Consider the following 8,671-nt stretch of genomic DNA (forward strand, 5'->3'; position numbering starts at 1 on the left):
AGCTTGTTTTTGCAATATGTGAGGAGTTTGAGACTGAAGTTGTCATTATCAATAAGTCTAATGAGGAAGTGCCTTTTGAACAAGAATTGGTGCAAGACATGATTGAACTGATTACTGTGTTTAGTGCTCGCCTTTATGGCTCTAGAAGCAAAAAAAACAAGAAATTAATTGATGGTATGACGCAAGTTGTTAAGGAGGTTTCATAGTGTTGTTAGGTTTCAAGACTGAGTTGAAACTGAATAATCTGCAACGTACAGCATTAATGAAGCATTGTGGCGTAGCGCGTCATGCATGGAATTGGGGACTTGGTTTGACCAAGCAAATCCTTGACCACAACAAAGCAAATCCCAATTCCAAGATTAAATTCCCTAGTGCCATTGACTTGCACAAGTGGTTAGTGGCGTTAGTAAAGAGTGAGCATGAATGGTACTACGAAGTCAGTAAATCAACGCCACAACAAGCACTGATGGCTTTGCGCGAGTCCTGGAAACGATGCTTCAACAAAACCGCTGGCGTTCCTAGGTTTAAGAAGAAAGGTAGACGTGACTCCTTCACGCTTGAAGGTACAGTCAAAATTTTAGGCAACAACAAAATTCAAGTACCTGTAATTGGTGTCCTCAAAACTTATGAGCGACTACCGCAAGTTAAACCTAAATCTTGTACTATATCGCGCCAAGCAAATAGGTGGTTTATAAGTTTTCGGATTGAAACAGAAACTCACAGCACTGAGCATACAGACGTTGTAGGAGTTGACCTCGGAGTTAAGACTCTAGCAACTCTTTCCACCGGTGAGGTGATCACTGGCGCAAAGTCCTACAAGAAATATGAATCTAAGTTGTCCAGAATGCAATGGTTGAATCGCCATAAAATAATCGGTTCAGCCAACTGGAAGAAAGCACAAATGCAGATAGCTAAGCTCCATAGAAAGATAGCCAATATCCGAAAAGATACGTTGCACAAGCTTACCTCACTACTTGCTAAGAACCACGGCAGGATAGTGATTGAAGACCTCAATGTATCTGGAATGATGGCGAATCATAAACTAGCTAAAGCAATCGCTGACATGGGATTTTATGAGTTTCGTCGCCAGTTGACATACAAGTGTGAACTGTATGGTTCAAAACTTGTTGTTGTTGACCGATGGTTTCCGAGTTCCAAAACTTGTTCAAACTGCGGAACAAAAAAAGAAACACTCACTTTAGATGAACGAGTGTTTGAGTGTGGTCATTGTGGTTTCAGTCTCGACAGAGATTTGAACGCTGCAATCAATTTGTCCAAAATCGCCAGTTAGGCGAGGCTCGCGCCTGTGGACTGGTTAACGCCGACGTTACCAGGATGAAGCAAGGAAGTAAACGAAACTCAAAGTAGATATTTCCATTTATGGGTAGCTTTGGGTAGGTGTTATGTAACGGAAAGTGAGTCAGTTATTCAAAACGCGACTTCGGTCAAATTGATAGTAGAAGTTGTTAGTACGGCAGTCGCTTCAAGCCGGGAAACCCGTCCAACGCGCTGCCTTACCAATTGGCAAGACGACTACTACGACAAACGTCGTGATTATGAAGCTATGGGCATTCCCGAATACTGGATTGTAGATTATGCCGCCTTGGGAGGGCGTGAATTTATCGGCTATCCAAAACAATGCACTATCTTTGTATACGAACTAATTGACGGGGAATATGTAAAAACAACGTTTAGAGACAGTGATGTGATTGTCTCCCCTACCTTCCCACAATTTAACCTCACCGCGCAACAGATTTTTAATTTGGCTTTGTAATTGGATGAACAAACCCGCAGAACGCAACAATGTTAGTAGCCAGTTTGAATTTTGAATATTTGAGCAGCGAGTGGTACATTAATAGACGCAATAGGCGCAAATATTGAAGAATCTCTGCGATGTGAAACTATGGAAGTTATGTCACGTCAAAAGCACCCAAATGCCCCTTTTTTCCTTTTTAGGATTAACGAAACAGGGTTTTTGGGACTATATGATTGAGGGCAGGTTTGATGATGGAGACGAGTTATTCTTTGAAATGCAGTTGATTGGTGACGGCTTGGAACTAACAGTAGATGTCATGTTAGGCAAAATATTGGATAAATGTGCCAAAAAGTACCGAGGCTTTTGTCAACGGTACTCTCACCCAAACAAACGCTCAACAGCACAACTAAACCCTGGCAAAAGAGGACTGGTTAAATTATCATCCTTATACAAAGTTGCAACTAGTTTCAAAACAGCCTTTTCCCGACGATAAATTTCTACCTTCTGCTTTTCGCGGTCAAAAATCCAGTATTCATGCACACCTTGAATTGAATACAGCTTTAACTTTAACTCACGATCTCGCTTTTCTTGCTTTTCCCCAGGAGACAATACCTCAATCACCAACTCTGGTGCACCTGTCAAATGTCCAGCTTCATCCAGTAATTGTGTCAATTGTTGATGACTTACCCAAACCACATCAGGAATCACGTTGTCAGTATCAGTAAAAATGATGCCTGGTGCAAAAGCAACTCTTCCCAATCCAGTCTGAGTTGACCAGATTTCTAATTGTGTACCTATTTTTACACAAACTTCCTGATGCTTCCAGTGAGGCGCTCTAGTCACAAATAATTCTCCATCAATAATTTCGTAACGTTTGCCGTCATCAGGAAATAAATCTAGATCAGCAGTTGTCAATCGTACTTTTTCTGATGTTGTAGTTGTCATATCATCCCACCTTGTTTTCTCATTTATTGATATTTCTGACAAGTTTAAGTGCATCATTCATAGTGATACCGACAAGTTAGAAAATCAATCTGGGTGTTTCCCACGCGATAGACAAGCCTATCCTCTAAATCTATTCGCCGCGACCACATATCTGCATCCATATACTTCAATGGTTCTGGTTTACCGATACCCTCAAATGGGTCTTGCATGACAGCCGTCACCAAATCTAAGATTTTTAAAGCTTTGTCAAAATCTTGCTTGAACCACCAAGCTAAATCTTCTTTAAATTTAGAGCTAAAACCAGGAGTGCGATTCACTACAACTGGCTTAATTTCCTCAGCTTCAGCTTTCTTTTTCTTCTTCTTGGTCAATCCCCAACTCCTGCTGAAGTTCTGTGATAGTTTGAGGTTGAATCTTTCCTGTTTTTGACTCTTCTATTGCATCCAGTAGGTGACGTGCATTTGCAGGCGATCGCAATAGATAAACCGTTTCAACCAAACTCACTAAATCTGACTCAGCAATCAACGCTACGTTTTCGCTATCACGACGGTTGATGATATACACTTGATGATTTTCTACTACCAGGTCTAACAGCTTAAAAAAGTCATTTCTGGCATCGGTCGGGGATGTGATTTTGTAGGATAGCATCCGTTTCTGTACAAACTTCTGTACATATATTTTAAATTGTCAATCATCTTGTTGACAATTTCCAAAAAACTTTTTCTAGCAGGTTAATAACAGTCAAATATGCTACATATATTCTGATTTCCTGCACCGCGTTTCACCAGACTGCCGGGAAACAGGTAGCTGCTACTATTCCACCAGAGCGATCACCGTAGTGTACTAGGACGTTTATGACTATGGCTTACATTTTAGTCGTGAATCCCAGAATATTATCAAATGCCATATTTCTCCAGCAGCCTGGTGATTTGTTCAATCAGCTTCTTTTGAGCACTGCTATCTCCTCGGCGATCGCAACTGCTCTAATGGGACTGTTGTCTAATTATCCCTTTGCCCTGGCTCCCGCAATGGGTCTAAACGCTTTTTTTGCTTTTTCAGTTGTGTTGGACTTGCAGATGAACTGGCGACTGGCGCTAACGTCTGTCCTAATCGAAAGCTTAATTTTCATCAGCTTGATTTTATGCAATATCCATATCCAAATTATCAAAGCGATTCCAGCTTCCCTCAAACATGCTACTGTGGCGGGTATTGGTTTGTTCATCGCCTATATTGGTCTTTCTGGTGTTCCTGAACCTCCCACTCTAGGAGCAGGTATTATTGTTGCTAGTAAAGCGACCTTAACAACTATTGGCTCTTTTAAGCAACCAGCTACTTTACTCTCAGCTTTTGGTCTATTGCTTACCGCTACTTTGGTAGCACGTCATATTAAAGGAGCGATATTATGGGGTATTTTCGCTACAGCGTTGTTAGGCTGGATACTAGGCATTGCTCAGAGTCCTGAAAAAATTATTGCCCTACCTGAATGGCCACAAGACTTGATTAGTCAAGCATTCACAGGCTTGAGTTACCTTACACCCAAGCAAATATGGAATTTTGTGTCTGTCACACTTACCTTTTTATTTGTAACTTCTTTCGACACCATTGGCGCACTCACTGGTTTGGGACAACAAGCAGGTTACATTAATAAAAATGGTGAATTGCCTCGCGCTACCAAATCTTTGTTAGCGGGTGCTATGGGCATAACTATTGGGGCATTGATGGGTACTTCTCCATGCGCGACTTATCTGGAATCTGCCTCTGGCATATCTGAGGGGGGACGGAGTGGTTTCACATCTGTGGTAGTAGCAGTCCTATTTTTGGTTTCTGTGTTATTTACTCCCTTATTTGCAGCAGTGCCTACTTTTGCAACAGCTCCTGCATTGATTATGGTGGGTTTTTTGATGATGAGTAGCGTGCAAAACATTAATTGGAATGATCCAGCAGAAGCAATTGCTGCATTCCTAATTCTTCTAACTATGCCCCTGACTTACTCTATTGCAGAGGCATTGGCAATTGGTTTCATTATTTACCCTTTGATTAAAGTTTCCCAAGGACTGGCTCATCAAGTAAATAAAACTGTATATTTTCTAGCAGCTATTTCTGTGTTTCACCTCGTACTAAAGAGTTAAGAAGACTTGCGCCAATATATGGAAGTCCTGTACCGCCTGAAAGCAAATGAACGACTACTGCTAGATGACCAAGAAAAAGTATGGGTCGTGCAGACTGGCTCCGTCGCAGTGTTTGCCACAAAAGTCAATAATGAGATGCCAGTAGGCGATACACAAAGCGTCAAGCCTCCAGCTTATCGCCTCACAGAAGCTACTCAAAACGAGCATCGCCGTTATTTATTCAGTGTAGGTGCAGGAGCGGCGTTGTTTGGTGCAGCAACCAAAATCGGTGAATCTTTGAGTTTAGTAGCAGTAGCAATTGAGGCAACAGAATTATCCCAAATTTCCATTGCAGATTTGGTGAGCCTAGTGGCGACTGGTGAAGCGGAAGCGATGCTGCAAACCGCGACGCAGGCGTTAGCGAAGCTCACCGAAGGTATCGCTTTAGTGAATGGTTGGATAAATCACTTAAGTGAGACATTCAGCACGGAACCCACAGCAGCAAATTTTTCCCATTATTTATCCTTAATAAAGTCAATCAACTCAGAAAATGCCGCTTCACTACCAAGCATTTTGGCAGATTTACATTCTGAATTCTTCGACTATTTAAAGAAACTCCAACAGCAAGAAACAGAGATAGCCTTTCGCCAATTTCAACAACGAGAGCAACTCAATCGTCAGGTCGTCAATTCTGCACTTTCTAAGTTAGCTTCTGTGTTGCAACCGCAGCAAGAAACTGTATCTTTTCAAGGTACACCATTATTAGTAGCGGCGGGAGCAGTAGGACGAGCAATGGGGATAACGATAAATCCTCCGGCGCAGTCTGAGGACATCAGTCGAGTCAAAAATCCAGTGGAGGCTATTGCTCGCTCTTCCCAAATTCGCACTCGTCGCGTGGTGCTAGAGTATGGCTGGTGGCTGAGTGAGTATGGTCCACTTTTAGCTTATACCCAAGAAGAAAAGCGTCCGGTCGCTTTGTTACCAGCAGGAAAACGTTATATTTTCTTTGACCCGCTTGCACAAACTCGCACATTTGTCAATCAAGCAGTAGCGGCAAGGCTAGCACCGCAAGCATACCAGTTTTACCGACCATTACCCAAAGTTAATAATGCACTTGCGTTGTTTCAGTTTGGCATCAAGGGTTATGAAAAAGACATTATCCTAGTTCTGGTAACTGGGATAATTGGCACTCTGTTGGGAATGGTTGTGCCGCAAGCAACAGCGCTTTTGGTGGATAATGCAATTCCGGATAGCGATCAGAGTTTATTATGGCAAATAGGACTGGCATTGTTGGCGATCGCCTTTGGAAGGTCAGCTTTTGGCATGTCCCAAGGTATCCTAGCCCTACGAGTGGAAAACGCTGCTGATAGCGCCTTGCAACCTGCGATTTGGGATCGACTCCTCAAACTAAGTCCCGCCTTTTTTCGCTCTTATTCCTCTGGCGACTTACTTAACCGGACTTTATCAGTAAACCAAATTCGTCGGATACTATCGGGGGCAACGCAACGCACCCTATTAAGTGGACTGTTTGCTTTACTCAATTCAGTGCTAATGTTTGTCTATAGTTGGCAACTCGCCTTAGTTGGGGTGGGGATAGCTTTGCTAACAGCTGCAATCACTGCTGTCTCTGGCTTGCTGTTAGTTCGCTTTTCGCGACGGCTGCAAGAATTGGATGGCGAAATTAACGGGTTAACAATACAACTTATAAATGGAGTTGCCAAGTTGCGGGTAGCGCAGGCAGAAGAACGAGCGTTTGCAGCTTGGGCAAATCAGTACAGCCAGAGAACTAGACTGACAGCAACATCGCAACAAATTAAAGACAGTGTTTCTGTGTTGAACGAAATACTATCTTTGCTAACTTCAGCACTGTTGTTTGGGTTGGCGGTGCTATTTCTGCAAACGGCTACTGCGAGTGGTAGCGGCGGGTTCACAACAGGAACATTTTTGGCGTTTAATTCAGCGTTGGGAACTTTTATCGGGGGAGTGAGCAACCTCAGCAATACTGTGACTACTATTTTGGCAATTGTACCACTGTGGGAGCGGGCAAAGCCGATTTTGCAGCAGGAACTAGAGTACGATTCTAACAAGGTTGATCCAGGGCGCTTGACGGGTCGTGTGATTTTAGACCATATTACCTTTCGTTACCGTGAGGATGGTCCACCAATTCTGAATGATGTCAGTCTTTACGCAGAACCTGGGGAGTTTGTCGCGATTGTCGGACCATCAGGAAGTGGGAAGTCAACTATACTCAGGTTGTTGTTAGGGTTTGAAACTCCACTATCAGGAAAGGTGTACTACGATGGTTTTGACTTGGCAGAATTAGACCTTGTGGCGGTGCGAAGGCAGTTCGGGGTGGTGCTGCAAAATGGTCGAATTGGATCTGGCTCAATTTTTGAGAACATATCTGCCTCTGCGTTGATATCGCACAATGAAGCCTGGGAAGCGTCGCGGATGGCGGGGTTTGCTGCTGATATTGAGCAAATGCCAATGGGAATGCACACGGTTATTAGTGAAGGTGGTACGAATCTTTCAGGAGGACAACGCCAGCGATTATTGATTGCTAGAGCACTTGTCAATAAGCCGAAAATTATCTTAATGGATGAAGCGACCAGTTCTTTGGATAATCGTACACAAGCGATTGTAACTGAAAGTTTAGATCAATTGAATGCAACTCGGATAGTGATTGCTCACCGCCTTAGTACGATTCGCAATGCTGACCGAATTTATGTGATGGAAGCGGGGCGCGTGGTACAAGTGGGTACATTTGAGGAACTAGCCGAACAAGAGGGGTTGTTTTCTCAACTGGTAGCCAGACAAATGGAATGAAGCAAAATGAATATGGGTTTATAGCCCAGTCGGGGTTCTCATCCTCCCACTTGCAGCCTGATAGGACTCATATTTTATTTTTGAAAAAAGTCCGTACACCTCTATCTCCTTTATTTCCTGTTGCCTGTTGCCTGTTGCCTACCTCTAGTTTGTCCATTATTCACTATCGTGTCCGGTTAATTAGTTATGATTCCACGACTGAACCCCACACGCCAGGTGCTTCAACGGGGGGAACCCGACAGCCAGTCGCCACAACGGGACGCCACATGCGTGACTGTCGGGAAACCCGCCCAACGCAGTGGCTCGGGAACCCCCGCAACGCACTGCCTCCCCAAGACCGCGCTGGCTCACCATTATCAAGAACGCAACCTCGTCCGCCTGGGAATCAATTCCCAGGCTTACAGTTCAAGTCTACTAAAGTAGACTCAAAAGCTTATGCAGTCGTCTTTAGACGACTTTTACTATGAGACTGGGGTTTAAACCCTAGGCGGTTGTTGGCACAAGTGCAAGATCTCAGTTTTAACGGACTTGGACTTTGAGCCAAGAAATAAATTTCTTGGCGGACGAAAAGTATGGTGCAAGATCTGAGCCTACCTACTTATCAGTCATCAGTCATCAATTGCTTGATAATTGTTCACTGTTTACTGTTCACTGTTCACTGTAATGACTGGTGCATAAGTTAATTTCAATTTCATCTATAAGAATTAGGTATAAGTGTTTTTCATATAGCACGTTTGGATTGTAAGCGTATCAAATTTTACTATTGTTCTATGAACTCTCCCCAACCTTCTGATGAAAACAACCGTTATGTCAAAACTATTTTGATTTTGGCAGCCAATCCAAATAGTACTTCCAGGTTGCAATTGGATAAAGAAATACGGGAAATTGATGAAGGGTTGAAACGAGGGAATAAGCGTGAGCAGTTTAAGTTAGAGCAAAAGTGGGCAGTACGTCAGCGTGATTTTTACCGAGCAATCTTAGAATTAAACTCAACGAGCCTGTCACCAGACCCGTTGGTCTTCAAAACCGTGCTTGA

The 8,671-nt window shown here is 43.3% G+C and carries 7 protein-coding genes and 3 pseudogenes; 7 read left to right on the forward strand and 3 right to left on the reverse strand.

Features of this window, described 5'->3' with window-relative positions; translation table 11 throughout:
- The 3 genes and pseudogenes from DP116_RS24765 to DP116_RS24775 all read left to right on the forward strand — a co-directional run.
- A pseudogene (locus DP116_RS24765) lies at positions 1–206 on the forward strand (IS607 family transposase); the annotation flags it as partial.
- Positions 206–1,291, forward strand: coding sequence for an RNA-guided endonuclease TnpB family protein (locus tag DP116_RS24770; RefSeq protein WP_169157686.1), 1,086 nt, complete (start codon positions 206–208; stop codon positions 1,289–1,291). The pseudogene DP116_RS24765 and the gene DP116_RS24770, both read left to right, overlap by 1 nt.
- Before the next feature lie 120 nt (positions 1,292–1,411).
- Positions 1,412–1,774 (forward strand): annotated as a pseudogene (locus tag DP116_RS24775) (Uma2 family endonuclease); the annotation flags it as partial.
- Between the two features lie 360 nt (positions 1,775–2,134).
- Here DP116_RS24775 and DP116_RS24780 read toward each other — a convergent pair.
- The 3 genes from DP116_RS24780 to DP116_RS24790 are packed head-to-tail and all read right to left on the reverse strand — an operon-like array spanning position 2,135 to position 3,349.
- Entirely contained in the window at positions 2,135–2,701 is a 567-nt protein-coding gene (locus DP116_RS24780; protein WP_169157687.1) for a Uma2 family endonuclease, read from the reverse strand.
- 53 nt (positions 2,702–2,754) lie between these two features.
- Positions 2,755–3,072, reverse strand: coding sequence for a Txe/YoeB family addiction module toxin (locus DP116_RS24785; protein WP_169157688.1), 318 nt, complete (start codon positions 3,070–3,072; stop codon positions 2,755–2,757).
- On the reverse strand, positions 3,044–3,349 hold the full coding sequence (locus tag DP116_RS24790) for a type II toxin-antitoxin system Phd/YefM family antitoxin (RefSeq protein ID WP_169157689.1): 306 nt from the start codon (positions 3,347–3,349) through the stop codon (positions 3,044–3,046). The genes DP116_RS24785 and DP116_RS24790 overlap by 29 nt, the downstream gene beginning before the upstream one ends.
- Positions 3,350–3,555: 206 nt before the next feature.
- On the opposite strand from DP116_RS24790, the gene DP116_RS24795 reads away from it, so the two are divergent.
- From DP116_RS24795 to DP116_RS24810, 4 genes and pseudogenes are all read left to right on the forward strand, one after another.
- Entirely contained in the window at positions 3,556–4,830 is a 1,275-nt protein-coding gene (locus DP116_RS24795; protein ID WP_169157690.1) for an NCS2 family permease, read from the forward strand.
- 18 nt (positions 4,831–4,848) lie between these two features.
- Positions 4,849–7,635: an NHLP bacteriocin export ABC transporter permease/ATPase subunit gene (locus DP116_RS24800; protein WP_169157691.1), complete on the forward strand. Its 2,787-nt coding sequence runs from the start codon at positions 4,849–4,851 to the stop codon at positions 7,633–7,635.
- Positions 7,632–8,102, forward strand: coding sequence for a hypothetical protein (locus DP116_RS24805; protein WP_169157692.1), 471 nt, complete (start codon positions 7,632–7,634; stop codon positions 8,100–8,102). Before DP116_RS24800 ends, DP116_RS24805 begins: the two co-directional genes overlap by 4 nt.
- 303 nt (positions 8,103–8,405) lie before the next feature.
- A pseudogene (locus tag DP116_RS24810) lies at positions 8,406–8,671 on the forward strand (hypothetical protein); the annotation flags it as partial.

The organism is Brasilonema bromeliae SPC951 (assembly GCF_012912135.1).
Classification (GTDB): Bacteria; Cyanobacteriota; Cyanobacteriia; order Cyanobacteriales; family Nostocaceae; genus Brasilonema; species Brasilonema bromeliae.

What these genes read in the sequence shown, in the direction of transcription:
- DP116_RS24795 (WP_169157690.1), top strand. Translation starts at nt 3,556, where the DNA reads ATGACTATGGCTTACATTTTAGTCGTGAATCCCAGAATATTATCAAAT.
- DP116_RS24780 (WP_169157687.1), bottom strand. Translation starts at nt 2,701, where the DNA reads ATGACAACTACAACATCAGAAAAAGTACGATTGACAACTGCTGATCTA.
- DP116_RS24800 (WP_169157691.1), top strand. Translation starts at nt 4,849, where the DNA reads ATGGAAGTCCTGTACCGCCTGAAAGCAAATGAACGACTACTGCTAGAT.
- DP116_RS24805 (WP_169157692.1), top strand. Translation starts at nt 7,632, where the DNA reads ATGAAGCAAAATGAATATGGGTTTATAGCCCAGTCGGGGTTCTCATCC.
- DP116_RS24790 (WP_169157689.1), bottom strand. Translation starts at nt 3,349, where the DNA reads ATGCTATCCTACAAAATCACATCCCCGACCGATGCCAGAAATGACTTT.